The organism is Alteromonas sp. ABH2_165, from assembly GCF_056159945.1.
In genome coordinates, this window is record NZ_JBSWWF010000007.1 from 258,584 (window position 1) to 278,440 (window position 19,857).

Annotated in this window: 19 protein-coding genes; 6 read left to right on the plus strand and 13 right to left on the minus strand. The window is 47.9% G+C overall.

The annotated features are described in order from the left end of the window. Positions 1-7 precede the first annotated feature (7 nt). The gene (locus tag ACXAFQ_RS15170) at positions 8-970 is read left to right on the plus strand and encodes a hypothetical protein (RefSeq protein WP_474824093.1); all 963 of its coding nucleotides are present in this window, start codon (positions 8-10) and stop codon (positions 968-970) included. Next, entirely contained in the window at positions 967-1,758 is a 792-nt protein-coding gene (locus tag ACXAFQ_RS15175) for a hypothetical protein (RefSeq protein WP_474824095.1), read from the plus strand. Before ACXAFQ_RS15170 ends, ACXAFQ_RS15175 begins: the two co-directional genes overlap by 4 nt. Positions 1,759-1,766: 8 nt before the next feature. Here the strand turns inward: ACXAFQ_RS15175 and ACXAFQ_RS15180 are convergent, their stop codons facing one another. Genes ACXAFQ_RS15180 through ACXAFQ_RS15205 form a run of 6 tightly spaced genes read right to left on the minus strand, consistent with a single transcriptional unit; the run spans position 1,767 to position 8,353 of the window. Next, complete coding sequence (locus ACXAFQ_RS15180; RefSeq protein WP_474824097.1) at positions 1,767-3,242, minus strand: lipopolysaccharide biosynthesis protein; 1,476 nt, start codon at positions 3,240-3,242, stop codon at positions 1,767-1,769. Positions 3,243-3,261: 19 nt separating this feature from the next. Further along, positions 3,262-4,107: a sulfotransferase family protein gene (locus tag ACXAFQ_RS15185; RefSeq protein WP_474824099.1), complete on the minus strand. Its 846-nt coding sequence runs from the start codon at positions 4,105-4,107 to the stop codon at positions 3,262-3,264. 53 nt (positions 4,108-4,160) lie between these two features. After that, the gene (locus ACXAFQ_RS15190; RefSeq protein ID WP_474824101.1) at positions 4,161-5,087 is read right to left on the minus strand and encodes a glycosyltransferase family 2 protein; all 927 of its coding nucleotides are present in this window, start codon (positions 5,085-5,087) and stop codon (positions 4,161-4,163) included. 7 nt (positions 5,088-5,094) lie between these two features. Beyond that, positions 5,095-6,045 (minus strand): sulfotransferase family protein, encoded by a 951-nt coding sequence (locus tag ACXAFQ_RS15195; protein WP_474824103.1) that lies wholly within the window; start codon positions 6,043-6,045, stop codon positions 5,095-5,097. Beyond that, entirely contained in the window at positions 6,046-6,975 is a 930-nt protein-coding gene (locus tag ACXAFQ_RS15200) for a glycosyltransferase family 2 protein (RefSeq protein ID WP_474824105.1), read from the minus strand. A 13-nt stretch (positions 6,976-6,988) separates the two neighbouring features. Then, positions 6,989-8,353: an O-antigen ligase family protein gene (locus ACXAFQ_RS15205; protein ID WP_474824107.1), complete on the minus strand. Its 1,365-nt coding sequence runs from the start codon at positions 8,351-8,353 to the stop codon at positions 6,989-6,991. Positions 8,354-8,708: 355 nt separating this feature from the next. Here ACXAFQ_RS15205 and ACXAFQ_RS15210 point away from each other — a divergent pair, with 355 nt between their 5' ends. Then, the gene (locus tag ACXAFQ_RS15210; RefSeq protein WP_474824109.1) at positions 8,709-9,107 is read left to right on the plus strand and encodes a c-type cytochrome; all 399 of its coding nucleotides are present in this window, start codon (positions 8,709-8,711) and stop codon (positions 9,105-9,107) included. A 177-nt stretch (positions 9,108-9,284) separates the two neighbouring features. Further along, positions 9,285-11,882, plus strand: a complete 2,598-nt coding sequence (locus ACXAFQ_RS15215; RefSeq protein ID WP_474824111.1) for a sensor domain-containing phosphodiesterase — start codon at positions 9,285-9,287, stop codon at positions 11,880-11,882. A 13-nt stretch (positions 11,883-11,895) separates the two neighbouring features. On the opposite strand, the gene rep is transcribed toward ACXAFQ_RS15215, so the two are convergent. Beyond that, a complete protein-coding gene (gene rep, locus ACXAFQ_RS15220) occupies positions 11,896-13,911 on the minus strand; it encodes a DNA helicase Rep (protein WP_474824113.1) in 2,016 nt (671 codons plus the stop codon). Between the two features lie 119 nt (positions 13,912-14,030). Between rep and ubiK the strand changes: the two genes are divergently transcribed. Further along, a complete protein-coding gene (gene ubiK, locus ACXAFQ_RS15225; protein WP_070126080.1) occupies positions 14,031-14,291 on the plus strand; it encodes a ubiquinone biosynthesis accessory factor UbiK in 261 nt (86 codons plus the stop codon). A gap of 69 nt (positions 14,292-14,360) precedes the next feature. On the opposite strand, the gene ubiA is transcribed toward ubiK, so the two are convergent. After that, a complete protein-coding gene (gene ubiA, locus ACXAFQ_RS15230) occupies positions 14,361-15,242 on the minus strand; it encodes a 4-hydroxybenzoate octaprenyltransferase (protein ID WP_474824116.1) in 882 nt (293 codons plus the stop codon). A gap of 2 nt (positions 15,243-15,244) precedes the next feature. Further along, positions 15,245-15,784, minus strand: coding sequence for a chorismate--pyruvate lyase family protein (locus ACXAFQ_RS15235; protein WP_474824118.1), 540 nt, complete (start codon positions 15,782-15,784; stop codon positions 15,245-15,247). 173 nt (positions 15,785-15,957) lie between these two features. Between ACXAFQ_RS15235 and ACXAFQ_RS15240 the strand changes: the two genes are divergently transcribed. Beyond that, the gene (locus ACXAFQ_RS15240; protein ID WP_474824120.1) at positions 15,958-16,371 is read left to right on the plus strand and encodes a flagellar basal body-associated protein FliL; all 414 of its coding nucleotides are present in this window, start codon (positions 15,958-15,960) and stop codon (positions 16,369-16,371) included. A gap of 19 nt (positions 16,372-16,390) precedes the next feature. Here ACXAFQ_RS15240 and glpG read toward each other — a convergent pair whose 3' ends face one another. The 4 genes from glpG to ACXAFQ_RS15260 are packed head-to-tail and all read right to left on the minus strand — an operon-like array spanning position 16,391 to position 19,790. Continuing rightward, the gene (glpG, locus tag ACXAFQ_RS15245; RefSeq protein ID WP_474824122.1) at positions 16,391-17,254 is read right to left on the minus strand and encodes a rhomboid family intramembrane serine protease GlpG; all 864 of its coding nucleotides are present in this window, start codon (positions 17,252-17,254) and stop codon (positions 16,391-16,393) included. A gap of 2 nt (positions 17,255-17,256) precedes the next feature. After that, positions 17,257-17,568 (minus strand): thiosulfate sulfurtransferase GlpE, encoded by a 312-nt coding sequence (gene glpE, locus ACXAFQ_RS15250; RefSeq protein ID WP_474824124.1) that lies wholly within the window; start codon positions 17,566-17,568, stop codon positions 17,257-17,259. A gap of 5 nt (positions 17,569-17,573) precedes the next feature. Continuing rightward, a complete protein-coding gene (gene tdh / locus ACXAFQ_RS15255; protein WP_474824126.1) occupies positions 17,574-18,596 on the minus strand; it encodes an L-threonine 3-dehydrogenase in 1,023 nt (340 codons plus the stop codon). Then, positions 18,597-19,790: a glycine C-acetyltransferase gene (locus tag ACXAFQ_RS15260; RefSeq protein WP_474824128.1), complete on the minus strand. Its 1,194-nt coding sequence runs from the start codon at positions 19,788-19,790 to the stop codon at positions 18,597-18,599. It lies immediately after the preceding gene. Between the last annotated feature and the right edge of the window lie 67 nt (positions 19,791-19,857).

Consider the following 19,857-nt stretch of genomic DNA (forward strand, 5'->3'; position numbering starts at 1 on the left):
GCAGTAAATGGACACCCGAGACAACATTACTTTAATTGACGAAATCCAGTTTGAAACGCAGCTAGAGCAAGCGCAACAAGACGGTAAACCGTTTATGTTTTTGCGATTGGGCGACGGCGAAGGCGCCCTGCTCGATTTCGATGAACAATCTCTGATTGATGACATTCTTTATTTGAATGAGCATTTTGGCCGCACGGTTTCAATTGAACAGCTTTATCAGGCCAAACAAAACCTGATTAGCGCCACGCGTAATGCCGATATTCTGGGCGTTCGTAATGATATCGTGAATGTGGATTTCGATTGCGCATTGATGAATGAACGCTACAGCGACAGGTTTTTGGAAACGTTCAGAAAGCAGTTTCACCTGCGCAAAACCGAGCAGGACATTTCGGCGTTCGACGCCATTCGCGTAGCGAAGTTGTACAAGCAATTCAATGAAATGCAAATGGCAAAGCAAACCCTTTGCAGCCAGTGGATTTCCTTCGATTACTTCTTAAATGGTGGCATGACGCAACTGATGCTGAACGCCGATAAGGTTGGCTTAGTAACGGCCCGTGCGAGTGTCGCGAAAAATATAGAGAAGGCCACCGGCAAGCCGGTTTCGCTGTATCAGGTACCAGACAAAAGTGCGCGACAAGGCAAACAAAAAGCTGCCCATTTCCCTGAAGCATACAACGAGATCTGCGATGCCATACAGGTAGATTATCCGGGTATGCCATTTATTGTTGGTGCCGGTTTAATTGGTAAAGGTTATTGTGAAGTGATTAAAGCTAAAGGCGGCATCGCCTTGGATGTCGGCGCCTTAATTGATTGTTGGGCAGGCATTTATAGCCGTCCGAAAGTGATTGAAGAAAAACTGGAAGTGAAGCGCAACATTTTCAAAAAGAAGAAAATGCCAAAAGAGCTGGAAATGAGCAAAGAGAACGTTGAGCGCCTGGCAAAAATTTATAAAGCGAGGAAGCAGCAGTGAAAAAGAAAACCCCGCTGATAAAAAAGCTCGCGAAGTTCGCTCTCGATAAACATGCCAAAGACAGCTATCGCCATATCTTTCTATTAAGTCATATGCGCGCGAATACGAGCTTATTGGGCCATATTTTTGGTTCTAGCGACGAGATTAACGGCTACTACGAAAAGCACATCGGCTACGGCAGCAAACAGTTTGCTTTTCTGAATCAGCGAATTGAACATGCGAACCATCACCGTTTCAAGCCAGGCAGCCGCTTCATTTTCGATAAGTTACTGCACAACGAATACGAAGTGCACCCTGCTATTCTCAAGCGAGACGACTGCCAGTTCATTATTTCGCTGCGCTCACCGCAAAACACCATTCCCAGTATTATGAGCCAAGTTGGCAAACGGGTTGACAATCATGAACGCGCTACTTTTGAAGGTGCCCGCGATTACTACATTCAACGTTTGAATACTCTACTTAGCTACGCTAGCGCGCTGCCGGGCAAATTTCTGTACTTAGATGCCGATGCTCTGCGTGATAACACCGAAGCGTCATTAGTGTTCCTACAAACAGAATTGGGGCTTTCAGAGCCATTAAAACCGGAATTTAAGAAGCAAACACTCACGGGTTCTGGCTCAGGCGGCGATCACTCAGGGAACCTGAATAAAGGCGTGATCACCAAGCAGAAATCAAACTATTCAGATATCGACATTCCAGAAGATGGGATGGCAGAACTTGCGGCCTATTACACCGATGTTCGTAACAAGATGATTGAACTGTCGAAAGCCAGTATGACTGAACGCTGAGAAAATTCTCAGCGTTTAATTATGCTTCGCAATGCACCGAACTGACCAACAAAGATAGTCAGGTTTAGCACACTTAATACCGCAAACACGCCGGCAGCAGCCACAAACAGCATCAGCCACGAGTCTACGAACGCCATTACGTTAGTACCGGCAAAGAAATACGTTACCACGCCGAGATTCGCCACCGAATAAATCATGCGCATACGCAGCGCGGTAAGCTTGTAATCGGTATAACGGGGTAGCAACACGTTTACCAAAATAACGTTCGACAGCAGGTTTGAGAACACTGTAGAGAAGGCAACACCCACCAGCCCGTAATCACCAATTAACACGATGGAAAGCCCAATGTTTACCAGGGCACAGACGAACTGCACCACGGCCAACAATTTATGGGTGGCCATCGCCAACAACAGCTGATTAGATGTGGCAGTGATGGGGCGAATAACTACACCAAACGCCAGCACGTACAGCAGACCTACCGAGGCTTCAAACTCTTCGCCTAACCACAAATGCACGAACGGGTCGGCAAGAATGACAACACAGCTTGCAAACACCAGCCCCACATAGGTATTGGCGGTACAAATGGTATTGTAGAGGTTTTCAGCTGACTGCTTAGCGGCTATTTTTTTGGTGAAAATCGCCCCCTGAAACTTAAAGAATGAAATGATCAGCAGATTAAGCTGAGTGATCAGGTTATTCGCGATGTTGAAGATGGCAACGCTTTTCAGGTCGAGGAATTTTACGATAATAAACGGGTCGATACGGTCGTTAAGTACCCGCGCAATCCCCAGAATAAACACGTGTTTAGAGAAAGAAAAAATCTCTTTGAAAACGTCCATCGAGAAGAAACGCAAATCTAACTTAAGTGATGGTAGCAACCGGTAAGCCAGAACGACTTTAAGCAGGTTTGCGCCAATTTCGGTTACCAGCGTTACCCCGATTAAGGTAAGAATACCGAAGTCGTCGATCAGCAAGTAAATCGCTATTAACTTAATGAGCAGGCTAAACGCGGTGACCTTCTCGTCGATATCAATGCGCAGGTTGGCCACGAAGATACTGTTCGGAATGTGCGAGAGAAAGTCGACGATTACCTTGATGGTGAACAGGAATATGGTGAAAGAGAACAACCCGGCGTTGTCGTCGCCCACATCGAACCAATGAGGGAAAAACCCGAACAACACCAGCACCAAAACGGCAATAAGCCCTAGCCCACCAAACACCACCAGGAAAGTAGCCAGATAGCGATTTAACTGATCATACTTTTTCTGCTCAAGAAAAAGGGTGGCAAAGCGATAAATCGCAGCAGGGAAGCCCAGTTCAAATACGTTAAACCAGGCAATAATGGAAAGAATGAGGATCCAAAGACCGTATTGTTCTTTGCCAATCACATCCAGGATGACAGGCGTGAGCAGCAACATCGAAACAATGTTGAGCCCTTTTGAAACCAGTGAAAAGAGCGCCGCGCTGGCGAGTTTTTTCTTCATTTTTTAGGCTAACTTCTGCTTATTTAGACGATGTAGGTTTGATAAACAGGTCAGCGTAATCTTGTTGAAGCGACTGGTGGTCAGCTTCAAAAAGCGCAGCCAATGTGGCGTAGTCTGTATCGTTTAAATCCGGTACGGGCTTGGTGGCTGAGTTTCTGAGCTTTTCCAGCGCCGATTCAGGCAGCAGGCTTTTCAGCACTTTAGTGGTTTTCTGAATGTATTTGGGATTCACGTGCTTTAAAAATGCGGCCGGACCGCGCCACTGATAAGATTTATTCTTAGTTTTTGTTGACTCATCTTGCTCTAACGTTACGTTTTCCAGCCCGAGGAAAGTGATGATCTGCTGATAAATATCATCGGCTTGTTTGATGAAGTCTTCGAACTGGATCACCCGCACATTGTCGCGACCAAACACAGACACATAGTTCGCCACATGCAAGTTAAAGCAAGAACCGACGAAATGTGGTGATGTCTGGTTGGTAATGGCGGCCATTGGTTCGCGTTTTTCAGTACCGTTTCGTACATAGTGCCAATAGGACGACCAAGCGCGCTTAGCCGGGTTTCTCACCAGATACAGAATTTTTGCGTTAGGGTCGACCTCTGCCAGCCGCTTAGCAATCTGCAGGCTATCGGTGCCTTCAGAATACGACGTGGACGCGTCAATACGAATGGTGCTATTCGGTTCAAAGAGCGCATCGTATTCTGCCATCACCGCCGCTGAAACATCGTTGCGGGCGAATGTGTCTGGCTCTTTGTCCGACGACACACTGATTTCAGGATGCAAATCGAGCAAGTCAGCCAGTTTAGTCGTACCTGACTTCGCCGAACCTACCAGAAAGGCGTATTGCTGGGGTGTGTTTTGCATCTGAATTTGTCTCTTTAATTAACTGTTTACGCGCTCGTTGCTTAATGTGAACGCTATTTTCCGTGAATGACTTTGTACTCTTCGTGCTTCACGCCAAAGAATCCTACAATGGTTCCCCAGGCAGAACACAGTCGAAACAGACCATCAACGTATTTGGTTTTATTTCCAGTTACTGCGCCTACGATAAGTTTGCCTAAACCACGCAGCACTCTGACACCACTTAACACCGCACAACGTGCCAGGGCCTTGCCAAATGATTCTTCGAATATGTGCGAACGGGTATAACCAATGCCTGAACGATAGCCCCGACGGCAGAACCACTTTATAGTTGCGCGACTCTTGGGGAATTCTTCCACTACCGGTGCATCGATATACACACAACGGTAGCCGGCGTGCTTTGCGCGCAAAGCAAAATGATAATCGCTGGCGCCGGTCATGGCGAAACGCTCATCGAAGCAGGGGTTAAGCGAGGCGATAACGTTTCGGCTAATAAGCACATTATTGGTGTAAAACACATCAATGAACTGCCCTTCCGTAAACGGATTATTGCCGTAGATTAAATCGACAGACCATTCAGGCGTACCCGGCTCGCCGACAGAAATCACATGACTGGTTACTACATCGGCCTGATATTTATCAGAACCTTCGCATAATCGATTCAGCCAATCTGGTGACTGCGGCCATTCATCGTCGTCGATAAATACTAGATAATCGCCCTGCTCTTCCAAGAATCGCTGCGCACAGCGGTTGCGGGCAAACACGATGCCTGGCTGGGGTTCTACATCATAAATAACCGGTATCACACTGGTTGCCGCTTTGTCTTCAACTACTTGTTTGGTAGCCGCATCTTGTGCGTTATCTACCACCAGCACACTGGCCTTGATGTGCTCATCAATTTGCTGGGCCAGCAGGCCATCGAGTAAACGAGCCAACCATTGCGGCCTTCTGCAGGTAATGACACAAATGAATACGTTTTTCATAGCACGCTTACCATTGCCATTTCTTTTTGCGCAACGACATTTCTATTTTCTTCAGTGGCCAGCTTAGTTTCCACCATAAAGAACGGTATGCGTTTACAAAGAGGTGACGGAAATAGACTTCTTCCTGCTTTACTGAGCGTAAATGCTCTACCAACACAGGGTTCATGCGACTTAAGTATTGTTCGTAGCGCGCTTTTACTGCGCGTACATCTTCGTCGCTCACTTCAGGCTGTGAAAGCGCGGTATAGAGGTCGACTGCAATATCAGACAACTCGCCAGCGGGCATGGTTTTCTGCTTCTGATTTTGCATGCTTTTATCTACAAAATTCAGATCCATACTGTCTATATCGATATCAAGCGCGGCGCACTCTGCAATTCTGCGCGCGATGGCTTTGGGCTGCTCGAGTAAGTCAGGATAAGTCACAATGCAGCGTTCCTGCTCGTCACTGCAGAAGTAACCCGTAAATGTGTGGTTCAGCCACAGCATTAGCGATTTATCTAACGAAAAGCCATTTCGCTTAGTCAGAGAGCCACACACTTCTACCGGCGGACGCACCATTAACACGTATGTAGTTTTAACATTAAGCTTATTAAAAACCTGTTTCCAGAATGGCATGAGCAATGTGGTGCGCGGATCTTTCATGCCCCATAACGGCTTATTGCCATAGTCGGTTTTCAGCATATCTGCCGCATGAGGAAGTGCTTTTTGAATGGCGCTGTCGTTGTTGTCGGCAAACGCATGGGCGAGTGGATCATCCCACGACCAGCATTTCTCATCGAACAGGCGCTCGTTCATTTCGACAACCAGGGAATTTTCGTAAAACCCTTTTTCATTCACGCCTTTTTGCGGCGCGAACAACGACGACCCCATAAATACACCCAGTTCAGCTAATAGGCCCGAAATGGCCGACGTGCCGCTGCGATGCATTCCTATAACGATAATGGCTTTCTGTTGCATTCAGGCTGCTCTTTTTACTGATTTACGAGCGGCTTTTGCTTTTTTCAGCAATGACGCAGGCATAAGTTTCAGACCAATCCCTTTGATCAGTAGCTGAACTTTTAACGGTTTGATTTTCCAGGCATCGAGATAGCACTGCCCGGCAAGGTCCGGCTTGTTCTGATAAAAAAGGTTTCCGGCATAGTGCAGGTAGATTTTGTGTTCTGCTAGGCGACATTCTTCGCGCTCAGCTTCGCTCACCTCTGGCATTGCGGCAATTTTTCTCACGCAGACCAAATCGGCTATCAACATTTTCATTTGATTCATGGAGTAGTTTTCGCCATGAATGTAGTACACCGCCAATGGTTCTTTTACCACCGCCAGTTTTGAGATACGCGCTACGCGCAGCCATACATGTCGGTCGTCTACACCGTGCAGTTCGCGGCTATCATCGAAACCGCCGATATCTTCTAAAATGGACTTTCTAACCAGTGCTGTGCAGCAGGAAATGAAATTCACATCTAACAATTCGTGAAAGCAGCGCCCTTCTATTTCCGGTTTGCTGTAATCGGTTTCGCCCATGCGCTGAATTTCAACCCAGCTGTACACCAGGCCAACGTCAGGGTCGTCGAATCGAGGAAGTTGCTTTTCTAGCTTTGTTGGCTTCCATTGGTCGTCCTGATCGCAGAACCCAATGACATCGCCCTCAGAAACACCGATACCGTAATTTCGGGCAGAGGCCACCCCACCGTTTTCCTTTTTGAAGTAACGGACTCGCGGGTCGCTTTCAAACGCCTGAATTACTTCATAAGAATTATCGGAAGAGCCGTCGTCTACTAGCAAGATTTCAAAGTTGCTGTAGGTCTGCGCAAGCAAACTATTGATGCACGCCTCCAGCGTTTTAGCGCCGTTATAAACGGCAACAATGATGCTTGCTTTTAAATTACTCAAACTTAATAACCTCTTACCGAATTGTGAGCAGGAATCTGATGATCAGATACAGAACGATCAGACTTCCGGCGCTGCACACCGCAACCCGGGCCACTGTTGCCGCTGTAATTTTAAGGTCGAACTGAGGGTAAGATTTTTGCACCCGCATGTACGACGCAGCTACGAATGCGGCGAATACGTAGAAATAGAGAATATAGCTTCGACTAATAAAGAAGGCGGTGGAACAATAGCCAATCATTGCAATAGAAAGGTAGATATTTAACGATTGCTCTTGGCGTAAAGCGTCACCTTTTGGCCCTTCGATGGCGGGCAATTTTGCGATGCGGTACGCCATCACAAAAATCAGCAGGATAAACGTCATCCACAAGGTATAACCGATGGCCCCGAGTTCTGACATCACCGTAACGAAACTGTTATGGGCTACTTTGGAGTGATATTCCAAAAACCGATCTTTACCGAAGCCAAATAGTGGGCGGTATTTCACCATTTGAATACCTTCATACCAGGCTGTCAGACGGTCTTGTACACTTTTATCTTCTAAACCGATGGTACGGAACGAGGCTAATGCCACCCCAACTATCGGCAGTGAAAGCGCCGTGAGGATCATGAACTTCACCCGGCCGAAGCGCACAAAAATGTACGCGGCAATCACCGCTAACGACCCAACCAAAGAGCCTCGACTTCCGGTCCAGTATATACCAACAAATAGCGCCGCCATGATGCCCAACGACAGCATGCGAATCATAAAGCTTTTGGTGTTAACCAGAAAATACATGGCAATAGGAATGTTCATCACCAAGAACATGCCCATATCGTTAGGGTCGTGGAAAATACCCACGTAACGCACCTGCATCATGGCGTCATCACCAGAACCCCGGAATATCGCATTCTCCGCCCATCCCATACCCAACGGATCGCCAATCTGGAACCACGCCTGATGGACCATGATGACGCAGGCCATTAACGAGATAAACAGAATAATCCGTTGCCTTCTGAGCGACACAAGAAAGCCTAGAAACAGAATAAACGGCAGTATGTCTGAGGTTACCCACTCGGTAACGAAGGTAAGATCACTGAAGAATCGCCTCGCCCTCATTTCCGACAACAGCATGAAGAAGAACATCACCACCATTATGGTGGCTTGCCAGTTCCACTTCTTCGGACTTAGCGTTGTGACGTAGAAGATAAACGTAATGATGAGGAACGTACGCAGGATGGGCAGTTCCGTTTCAAATATCGGCCATTCATGGGGGCGAATAAATACCAGCGCGGTATAAACACAAAGCAAGAAGAAGCCAAATGGCGAAGTAGCTTCGGTATTAGTGGGCTTAAACTTGTGTGCGGTAGGCCGGTTGGGCGCTATTTGCTGTTCACTCACAACAACAACCCCTTATTGCACTAACACGCGCCAAGGTAGAGCTGCATTCAGCATCCATGCAATTCGAACAATAATTCATCACTTCCAGTACCGGGTTATACTACATTTAGCGCTTAAAGCAGGCAGAATAAACAGTATTCACACCGTATTCAACTAAAGCTCGCGCCCTTATTAACACCATCGTATGCTATACGATATCTGTAGCATAAAGATCGCGATAATTTATGACATCAATCATTATTAACGCTATTTCACACAGTTTTTGTAGGTATTTATGTTCAAAATGTTGTCGGAGACTTTTTAACCGCTATAATCAGTCAATTACAGACTTTAAGACCGTTGCCTGGAGACAAAAGTGAAAGTTAAAGCATTGATAGCTATGGCTGTTTCGCTGGGTTTGAGCGTTGCTCATGCACAGGAAATGTCAGACGAAGCGATTAAAGAAAGAACAAAACCCTATGGCGAATTAAATGTTGCGGGTGCACAAACTGCAGCAGCAACCACAGCAAAGTCACGTACTCCGGAAGAAATTTTCAACGGCGCTTGTGCAATGTGTCACGCATCGGGTTTGATGGGTGCGCCGCGCGCTAATAACGCCGCAGACTGGCAGCCTCGTTTAGACGAGCGTGGTCTGGACGGTGTTTGGCAAAATGCACTTAATGGCATTAACGCCATGCCGCCAAGAGGCACGTGTACAGATTGTAGCGATGACGACATCAAAGCGACCATCGAATACATGATTGAAGGCATTTAACACCTGCTAAAACCCCCGACAGTTTTCACCACAGGCTGTCGGGTATTCCCTACCATACCTGAACAAGGTATTTCTAGCCCGTTCACCGCAATTTTGTCTCATTAAGTAGCGTTTTTAATACAGATCGGTTAATTTATTGTCGAAAATAAAAACCTATAATAAAGCGACACAAATCTGATGTCTTCAAAGTCAACGCAGTATGAGTTGTCAGAAGAGGAGCTTCGGGAACTTATTCCGCAGTTACAGCAACTCACTGATAAGTACAAACGTGCGGAACGAGTACAAAAAGCACTATTCGATATTGCTGAACTAGCCAGTTCGGTAAGTAATCTTAGTCGCCTTTATCCAGCCATTCACGAAATTATCGGCGACTTCATGATCGCAGATAACTTCTTCGTTGCGTTTTACGAAAAAGAAGCAAACCTCATTGATTTTGCTTACTTTGTTGACGAGTTCGACGAACAAACAATCAAACAAATTCCTGCTGAGTCTCTGATGGACGGGATTACCGGCCATATTCTTCGCACCGGCAGACACGTATTCCTTGAAAGTGAAAATCAAGATGCTTTCGCCGCCGAAACTGGCGTTTCCATGGTAGGCGCTACGCCTCATCAATTCCTCGGTGTGCCACTGAAACGGGGTTCACAGGTTATTGGTGCCATGGTGGTACAAACCTACGATAGTTCTGTGAGTTACTCTGATGAAGATCTCGAAGTACTCTTGTTTGTGTCGCAACACATTGTGACGACGGTAGACCGGGTGAAAAACCGCGAGCTCACAGAGCGCACCATTCGCGAAAGAACCCGACAGCTTCGTACAATCAACGATGAGCTCCAAGAAGAAATATTAGAGCGCCAACGAGTAGAAACACTGCAACAGGCGCTGTACGAGATATCTGAACTTGCGGCCAACCTTGAAGGCGATATGGATGCCTTCTACGCCAGCATTCATAATATTCTGGCGCGTTTGATTAGCGCACCGAACTGCTATATCGCGATCCTTGATGAATCGGGCAACCACCTCGACTTCCCGTATTTCAGTGATACCATGAACGAATCGGTGTCTCGTCGTCCGTTAGGATTAGGTCTTACTGAATTTGTACTGCGTAGTGGTCAAACTGAACTGATTAACCCGCCCCGGGTACTTGAACTGGCTGAAAGTGGCGAGTTGGATGTATCCACTGCTCAGAAAATGCTAAAAAGTGCCAACTCCTGGCTGGGTTCACCGCTCATTGTCGATGGCAAAATTTCGGGTGTAATTGGTATCCAGACCTACGGTAAGTTGGCCAAATACACAGGCAAAGATCTCGAGCTATTGCGCTTCGTTTCTCACCACATTGCAGCGGCAATAGGTCGAAAACGCAGTACCGACGCGATTCAGCAATACAATGCGTTACTAGAAGAAAAAGTAGCCGAGCGCACAAGAGAGTTAGACGCCACAAACTCTTATCTGAAGCAGCAGATTGAAGAGCGTAAGGTTATTGAGTTAAAGCTAATTCACGATGCGCACCACGATAGCCTTACCGACCTGCCAAACCGCGCCATGTTTGCCAGTCGTTTAGAGCTTGCTGTTGCCAACAAACAGCGCTATCCGGATAATTTGTTCGCGGTGTTGTTTATCGACCTCGACCGTTTTAAAACCATCAACGACACATTAGGCCACCACGCAGGTGATGAATTCCTCATAGAAGTAGCGCACCGTATTTCTCTGTGTATTCGGGGCCATGATCTGCTTGCTCGCCTGGGCGGCGATGAGTTTGTTGTGCTGCTGGATAACTTTGAGGAAGCCGAGGTCGTTGAAGATGTTGCTTCGCGGATAATCGAAGCCATTTCTCAACCCTTTGTGCTTGATGGTAAAGAGATGTACAGCGGGGCCAGTATCGGTATTGCCCACCTGGAAACCTACTATCGCACCGCCGATGAAGTACTTCGCGATGCCGATGCAGCTATGTATCAAGCGAAAACCATTGGTCGCGGTCGCTTTGTGATGTTTGATAAGTCTATGCGCGACCGGCTAATAGAAGAGCTTGAACTCGAAAACGAGTTTCGTCGTGCATTACGCGATGAAGAATTCGAATGTTATATGCAGCCTGTCATCGATCTTCGCGCCAATTCCGTGCTGTACCACGAAATGTATGTTCGCTGGGTGCATCCGGCACATGGAAAGGTAGACAGAGAAAACTTCAGACGGGTTGCTGAGCACAGTGGATTAACCCTGGATCTCGATTTATACCAGTTGAATAAGGCCTGCTCGCTTATCAGACACGATGCAAAACAGGCCGGTGAAATTGGAAAGATTGCGGTGAATGTATCGATAAATCATCTGCTTCAGGCTTCACTGGTGAATAAAATCTTAGATCTGGTAACACAATGGGGTATTGAGCCCGGCCGCTTGGTTTTTGAATTCGACGAAAATGATTTGAATCGCCGCTCGCAATATATCCTGCCTGCAATCAAGAAGCTCAAACGTGCAGGTGTAACACTCGTATTGGATAACTTCGGCAGCGGTTTAGCGTCGCTAAGTTATTTGTTTGCCTATCCCTTCGACTTTATCAAAATAGATCACCGTTTCGTTAAGTCTCTGCCCCGCTCTCAGCGCAACCTCAAGTTAATTCAGTCGGTTATGCTGATATCAGAACACCTTAAGTTCGAAGTTATTGCTGAAGGTGTGAATGCCAAAGCGCAGCTCAACGCACTCAATGAAATTGAATGTCACTATGCGCAAGGTAAGATCCTGTCTTCGCCACAACAGGTAACACGACAAAAAAGTGCGTAAGTAGAGTGGGGAACTATTTCTTCCCCAACATCGCTTTTAAACTGGCCAGTCCGGCTTCGTTGGTTTTCTTTTGCTGATCGGCGGTGGGTTTCGCCTTTTTCTCTTCCCATACCACGTCGTCTACGGGTAATTCATAGAGAAAACGGCTTGGCTCAGGGTTGATCACTTCGCCAAATTGTCGGCGCTCTTTAGCTAGACTGAAAATCAGTTCGCGCTGTGCACGGGTAATACCTACGTAAGCGAGGCGACGCTCCTCTTCCACGTTATCTTCATCAATGCTACTTTGGTGCGGCAGTAAACCTTCTTCCATACCCACCAGAAACACAATCGGAAACTCCAGACCTTTCGAGGCATGCAGCGTCATAAGCTGAACCTGATCGGTTTCGCTGTCTTCTTCCCCTCGCTCCATCATGTCACGCAAGATAAGGCGGTTCACCACTTCCTGCATAGTCATAGGCGCATCGAGGTCGTTTCCTTCCAGCATATCTGTAACCCAGCCAAATAAGGTACTTACGTTGGCCATGGCCATTTCAGCGGCTTTCGGGCTAGGGCTGTGTTCGTAAAGGAACTCTTCGTACTGCATAGAGCGAATCATGTCTCGCAATACGGCTTTACTGTCGCCGCGCACAACGTTATCAGAGGTTTCCACAACCCAGCGTCCAAAACCGGCAACGCGCTGATAGGCAGACTCACCTAACACACCAGATAGCCCGGAATGGGTGGTAGCGGCGAACAACGAAATGCCCACTTGATTAGCAAAGTTACCCAGCTTTTCTAACGTAGCACGACCAATACCCCGATTAGGCGTATTTACCACGCGCAAAAAGGCATTGTCGTCGTCCTGATTTACCAGCAAGCGCAGGTACGCCATGATGTCTTTTACTTCGGTGCGGCCAAAGAACGACATCCCGCCGTTGATGCGGTAAGGAATGCGGTTACTCATCAGCAGCTTCTCAAACAAGCGGCTCTGGTGATTACCCCGATATAGAATGGCGTAGTCTTTGAACGACGTACGGTTCATGAATTTATGTGCGATAAGCTCAGCCACAACTCGCTCGGCTTCGTGTTCTTCGTTCTTTGCCGACAACACGCGGAGCGGTTCACCGTACCCCATTTCTGAAAACAGAGTTTTATCGAATAAATGGGGATTGTTCTGAATGAGTATGTTGGCGCAATGCAGAATACGGCCGGATGAACGGTAGTTTTGCTGCAGCTTAATCACATTCAGTTTGGGGAAGTCTTCTTGAAGTAAATGCAGGTTTTGCGGGCGAGCTCCGCGCCAGGAATAAATCGACTGGTCGTCGTCGCCAACCACAGTAAACCGTGCCCGTTCGCCAACAAGCAGCTTCACAAGCTCATACTGGCTGGTGTTGGTATCTTGATATTCGTCTACCAGCAAATAGCGAATTTTGCTCTGCCATTTCAGTCGCACACTCTCGTTTGTTTTCAGCAACAAGGTTGGCAGCAAAATGAGATCATCAAAATCTAATGCGTTATAGGCCCGCAAGTGATTCTGATAGTGGCGGTATGCTTCGGCAAATTCCCGCTCACCCGCACTGGTGGCTTTCTTCGCCAGCGCATCGGGCAGAAGCAGGTCGTTTTTCCAGTTGGAAATGCAGCTTTGCAGCATGCTCAACTGGTCTTTATCGCCGTCAATCGTATCTTCGGTCAGGTCGTTCAGCAGCGCAGTGGAGTCTTTATCATCGAAAAGCGAGAAGCCTGGTTTCAGGCCAAGTTCTTTCACGTGCGCTTTAATAATGGTCAGACCGAGGGTGTGAAACGTACACACTTTCAAACCGCGGGCTTCCTGCTTACCCAAGGTTTGCCCCACCCGCTCCTTCATTTCCCGGGCAGCTTTGTTGGTAAAAGTTACCGCTGCAATTTGCCGTGCGGGCAAGTCGCACTCGCGCACCAGATGGGCAATTTTATTGGTGATTACGCGGGTTTTACCACTACCGGCACCAGCCAGAACCAGACAAGGTCCGGAAACATACGTCACGGCAGATTGTTGAGCGTCGTTTAACTTCATATTCAGTGGGAGCGAGCTATGGGGTTGAGAGAATGACGGTTTTTTAATTGCATGTGTGTCGCATCTATTTAGAATATGAAACACAAAGTCGCGATGATGCGCATTATAAAGGAAATACTATGCTTGATCCGAAAAAACTCGAAGAAATCGCCAAACAAATTTCTGATGCTGTGCCGCCGGGCGTACGCAATATGGCAGAAGGTGCCGAGGCCCGTGTTAAGCAGGTTTTGCAGGCGCAACTGAGCAAACTGGACCTGGTAACCCGGGAAGAGTTCGACATTCAAAGCCAGGTGCTGATCCGTACTCGAGAAAAGCTAGAAGCGATGGAAGCGCGATTAGCGGCCTTGGAAGAAAAGCAAAGCGCGTTGCCGAAAGAATAAGACTCCGAGCGCTGTTGCCGAAACGGACAAACCGGTAACAGCGCTATCAATGTTCTTCAGCGTTTTGGCTTACATTACTGCCAATGCAATTCTGTCCATTAATAACCCCACCGCAAAAACCAATCCTACGTAATGGTTATCTAAGAAGGCTTTGAAACAGGCCTTGCGCTCCCGTTCACGGGTTTCGTAAGACTGAAAGGCAAACAGCAGCGCGCACGCCACCAGCGCAAAGTACACCGGCCACCCGTATGCTAAACACTGGGCAATGGTGAACAGCAATATCAGTGTGATCCCTTGTAGCACGCCAATGATCAATCTGTCGTACTGACCAAACAAGATAGCCGAAGATTTTATGCCTACGATTAGGTCGTCATCGCGGTCGACCATGGCGTAATACGTGTCGTACGCAATGGTCCAGGTAAGATTTGCAATAAACAGCAACCAACCTTCCAGCGGCACTGAGCCCTGAATGGCGGCAAACGCCATGGGGATTGCCCAGCCAAATGCAGCTCCCAATACCGCTTGCGGCATGTGCGTATATCGCTTCATAAACGGATAACTGGCCGCCAGAAATAGCGCCACAACCGACAAGGCAATGGTCTGCCAATTCAGCATGAGCACCAGAATAGACGATAAGCCCACCAGCAAGGCGAACAATTGCAGCGCCTCCCGTTCAGTTACCGTGCCCGCCACCAATGGCCGTGCGTTTGTGCGCTTTACGCTGCCATCCACTTTTCTGTCGGCGTAATCGTTAATAACGCATCCGGCAGAGCGCATTAGCACCACACCGGCAATAAATATCAGCGTAATACCCAAACTGGGTAAGCCGTCTGCGGCGATGACTAAAGCCCAGATCGTCGGCCACAGCAGCAGATAAATGCCGATAGGTTTATCCAGGCGGGTAAGCTGCATGTAGGCGCGCCAGTTACTGAATGACAACTCGAGTGACATAATTAACTATCCGTTTGATACAAAGGCGATGCAGGAAGAAACAACTCTGCCACCAATAAAGCGTGCTGCTGAAAATAGAAAACTGACCGACGCCCCCACAGCGGCAATTCTATTTCAGGTGTGAAGGCAGTATGTCGAATGCGGCAAACCTCGAACTCGCCACGTCTGAATCGGGCATCGTTAAACAGTCGGCGCCCAAGGGGCTCTTCACCCAGTTGGTTAAACTCAGAAGACATGAGCTCAGGAGGAATAACCGAGCGCGCGAACACCCACGGACGTTCATCGCCACACAGCAATACCTCGCGAACGGTGTGATTGTCGGTGCCGTTAATGTGAAGACTTTGACGTTCACAAGCATGTAATTTCGCCTCACCTTCACCAATTAGCGTTAAATTAAAAACGCTGCACGCACTTTCAATGCGATCAGTCAGTGAACCGCTATCCTGAAGCCAGCTGCGAATATGACTGGGTAAGTGGGGATAACGTGAAAGTGGTTCCCAGACTACATCCAGCCCAATTGGAAACGAAAAATCCTGTTGCAATGCATGTTCACCTGAAAATCGGAAGGCCGTATCTTAGCATTGGTATATCCGATAGCCCAAAACCTCTCACAAAGATACTTATTCTAGCCTTTTTATTGAGTGTTTATTTTCCGCCTTTTGCTACACTAAATAAGACTTAAACAACGCCATCTATCGGTACGATATTGAATCTTATGAAAAAATTATCACTGCGATTGTTAGCTACGATATCACTTCTGTGTAGCCTGCTCAGTTTTTCTTCTCACGCACAAGACGCACCAAACTTTGGTTACCTGAGCCTGGAGCCGGATATCATTACCAATTACATTGGCACATCGTCGAAGAAACTGGGCTTTGTTCGTGTAACCGTAGAACTGATGATAGACAATGTTGATGTACTGGAAATAGCTGAACATCACTTGCCGCTATTGCGCGCCACCACCATAGAAATTTTTGGTCAGCAGCCTGAAGATAAAGTGAAATCGCTTACCGGACGTGAAGATATCCGGCAGGCAATTTTAAAAGCATTACAAGATCACATGCGTAAAGAAACTGGCGCGCCCATTGTGAAAGACGTTATCTTCACCAAGTATCTGTATCACAGCTAATACGACTATGAGCAACGGCTCAGGCAGATTTGCGTCTGCCTGCGCCAAGCGCTAAAACAGCGGCAATTAAGCAACCACTTATTAGCCCCACGGTGTGCGCCGTGTTCGCCATGTTTACCCACAGCACATCGGTATAACCCAGCACTAACCAAATCAGCATGAAAATCACGATGGATTTGGGAATGTACAACCCCCAGTTCGGTTTCAGCCAGCCAATCCACCAGGCAAATCCCAACACGGCATACACCACTCCCGACAACCCACCAAATGCAGGACCACTTACAATCGCCTGAGCGAGGTTGGATGCCACGGCCGATACCAGGAAAACCACCAGCAACATAGTAAAGCCAAATATACGCTCTATCTGGCTGCCTATCATGCTCCACCACAGCACATTAAAAATAAAATGTATCGCGGAAAAGTGAATAAACGCGGGGGTAATTAACCGCCAGTATTCATGGGTTTGTTGCAACTGGCCGAATGGCTGCATCTTAAGATATTGCTCGACGTAACCAAAAAAGCCAAGCCAGGAAAGGGCGTAAACCAGAGTACAGATAAACAGAACGGAAGCCGCGAAGGGCGCTTCTTTTGCCCAGTTCATCAAGTTGCCAATTTTAAGATTATTCGTGCGGGATGGATGCAGTGCGACTTGCTCGCCACTTTCCCAGGCCGCCTGTTGGTACTTCGGATGACGCGGCTGAAGAAGGAATTCCTCGCAAATTGCCTTTGCGTCTTCCACCTTTGCATCGTCTTCTAACACGATCACGTACTCCCCCTCTTTTTGAGAGGGCACTACGTGGGCAATTAATTGCTGACTATTAAGGTAATTGGCAAGAAGGTGAGCATAACTTTCGTTGTTGATGGCGATTAATGGAGTGCTCACGCTTATTCTGTCACCACCTGTTGAGACAGTTTCCAGCTTTCGAAGCCACCGTCCATGCTGTAAACATTTTTAAAACCCTGCTGGGCGATCACGGTGGCCGCCTGCTGGCTACTTACACCGTGATAGCACACCACCAGCACCGACTTTTCTTCGGCGGTGTTATTCAGAAATTCAGCGAAGTTATCGTTACTCAGATGCAACGCACCGGGCATATGGCCCATAGAGAAAGATTGCGGGTCGCGAATATCAACGACAGCAAACTCTTCGAGTTTGTCCGCCGCATCCTGAATACTGATATGCTGAAAATCTGACATGCTGATTACCAATTAAGAATAACTTTTCCTGATTGCCCGGAACCCATGGTGTCGAATCCTTGCTGGAATTCATCGATACCAAACTGATGTGTAATAATGGGCGAAATATCCAGGCCACTTTGTAACAGACTGGCCATTTTGTACCAGGTTTCGAACATCTCACGACCATAAATACCCTTGATCGTCAGACCTTTAAAAATAACCTGGTTCCAGTCTACCGCCACATCGGTTGGCGGAATGCCCAGCATAGCAACCTTTCCACCATTATTCATCTTGTCGAGCATGTCGCGGAAGGCCACCGGTACACCAGACATCTCCAGACCCACATCGAAGCCCTCGGTCATGCCCAGCTCTTTCATAACATCAGACAATGACGTTGTGCCGACGTTCACCGCGCGAGTTGCCCCCATTTTCTCAGCCAGCGCCAGACGGTACGGGTTGAGATCGGTAATCACCACGTGACGTGCACCCACATGCTTCGCGACCGCAGCGGCCATAATACCAATAGGGCCAGCACCGGTGATCAGCACATCTTCACCAACCAAATCAAAAGACAGCGCAGTGTGTACGGCATTACCAAACGGGTCGAAGATAGACGCCATATCATCGCTGATATTATCTGGAATACGAAACGCATTGAACGCCGGGATCACCAGATAGTCAGCAAATGCACCCGCGCGGTTTACGCCTACGCCTTCGGTGTTGCGACACAGGTGACGACGACCGGCACGACAGTTACGGCAATGCCCACAAGTAATATGACCTTCACCAGATACACGGTCGCCAATTTTAAAACCGGCCACTTCCTGTCCCATACCCACGACTTCGCCTACGTACTCATGGCCAACCACCATAGGAACGGGAATGGTTTTTTGCGACCATTCGTCCCAGTTGTAGATGTGCATGTCGGTACCGCAAATAGCGGTTTTACGAATTTTAATCAGCAGGTCGTTATGACCCACTTCCGGCTCAGGGGTGTCCTGCAGCCAGATCCCCGGTTCGCGGTGCGCTTTAACCAGTGACTTCATTTAAATAACTCCAAGCTCTTTGCCCACTTCGATAAAGGCATCTACCGCTTTATCTACATGCGCAATGGTGTGACCGGCAGACATCTGCGTTCGAATACGCGCTTGTCCTTTCGGCACCACCGGATAAGAAAAACCAACCACATAAATGCCTTTCTTCAACATCTTATCGGCCATTTCGCTCGCCAAACGGGCATCGCCTAGCATCACAGGAATAATCGCGTGATCTTTCCCTGCCAGGGTAAATCCGGCTTCTTCCATGCGAGTGCGGAAATGTACGGCGTTTTTCCACAGTTGTTCACGTAACGCGTGACCATCGGCCATCATGTCGAACACTTTCAGCGAGGCAGACACAATGGGTGGCGCAACGGAATTAGAGAACAGATAAGGGCGCGAACGCTGACGCAGCCACTCAACAATTTCTTTTTTACCTGAGGTGTAGCCGCCTGAAGCACCGCCCAGGGCTTTACCTAAAGTACCAGTGATGATGTCTACACGACCCATTACATCGCAGTACTCATGACTACCACGGCCATTTTCACCCAGGAAGCCGGTGGCGTGGCAGTCATCCACCATCACCATGGCGTCATATTTGTCAGCCAGATCACACACATCTTTGAGGTTTGCGATTACGCCATCCATGGAAAACACACCGTCGGTGGCGATAATTTTGAATCGTGCACCATCGGCTACGGCTTGCTTAAGCTGTTCTTCCAGCGCTTCCATGTCGTTATTGGCATACCGATAGCGCTTCGCTTTTGACAGTCGAACACCGTCGATGATGCTGGCATGGTTCAATGCATCAGAAATGATGGCATCTTCCGGGCCTAATAAGGTTTCAAACAAACCGCCATTGGCGTCGAAGCACGACGGATACAAAATAGTGTCTTCGGTACCGAGAAAATCACTGATTTTAGTTTCAAGTTGTTTGTGAATATCTTGGGTACCACAGATAAAGCGCACTGAGGCCATGCCAAAACCGTGACTGTCTAGGCCTTCTTTCGCCGCTGCGATCAGGTCGTCATGATTCGCCAGTCCGAGGTAATTGTTCGCACAGAAGTTGATAACTTCACTGCCATCATCTACAGCAATATCGGCCTGTTGCTGCGAAGTGATTACTCGCTCACTTTTATACAAACCTTCTTGTTTTACTTCTTCGATCTGCTGTTGCAAATGCGTGATAAACGCCTGTGTCATGTTTCTCTCCGTCGTCGAAAACACGTATTCTAATGAATGGGATATGTTGGGTACAGCCTTTGGTTTA

Coding starts and splice junctions, on each gene's coding strand:
- ACXAFQ_RS15170 (WP_474824093.1), top strand. CDS start 8: ATGGACACCCGAGACAACATTACTTTAATTGACGAAATCCAGTTTGAA.
- ACXAFQ_RS15180 (WP_474824097.1), bottom strand. CDS start 3,242: ATGAAGAAAAAACTCGCCAGCGCGGCGCTCTTTTCACTGGTTTCAAAA.
- ACXAFQ_RS15185 (WP_474824099.1), bottom strand. CDS start 4,107: ATGCAAAACACACCCCAGCAATACGCCTTTCTGGTAGGTTCGGCGAAG.
- ACXAFQ_RS15190 (WP_474824101.1), bottom strand. CDS start 5,087: ATGAAAAACGTATTCATTTGTGTCATTACCTGCAGAAGGCCGCAATGG.
- ACXAFQ_RS15195 (WP_474824103.1), bottom strand. CDS start 6,045: ATGCAACAGAAAGCCATTATCGTTATAGGAATGCATCGCAGCGGCACG.
- ACXAFQ_RS15215 (WP_474824111.1), top strand. CDS start 9,285: ATGTCTTCAAAGTCAACGCAGTATGAGTTGTCAGAAGAGGAGCTTCGG.
- rep (WP_474824113.1), bottom strand. CDS start 13,911: ATGAAGTTAAACGACGCTCAACAATCTGCCGTGACGTATGTTTCCGGA.
- ubiK (WP_070126080.1), top strand. CDS start 14,031: ATGCTTGATCCGAAAAAACTCGAAGAAATCGCCAAACAAATTTCTGAT.
- ubiA (WP_474824116.1), bottom strand. CDS start 15,242: ATGTCACTCGAGTTGTCATTCAGTAACTGGCGCGCCTACATGCAGCTT.
- ACXAFQ_RS15240 (WP_474824120.1), top strand. CDS start 15,958: ATGAAAAAATTATCACTGCGATTGTTAGCTACGATATCACTTCTGTGT.
- glpE (WP_474824124.1), bottom strand. CDS start 17,568: ATGTCAGATTTTCAGCATATCAGTATTCAGGATGCGGCGGACAAACTC.
- tdh (WP_474824126.1), bottom strand. CDS start 18,596: ATGAAGTCACTGGTTAAAGCGCACCGCGAACCGGGGATCTGGCTGCAG.
- ACXAFQ_RS15260 (WP_474824128.1), bottom strand. CDS start 19,790: ATGACACAGGCGTTTATCACGCATTTGCAACAGCAGATCGAAGAAGTA.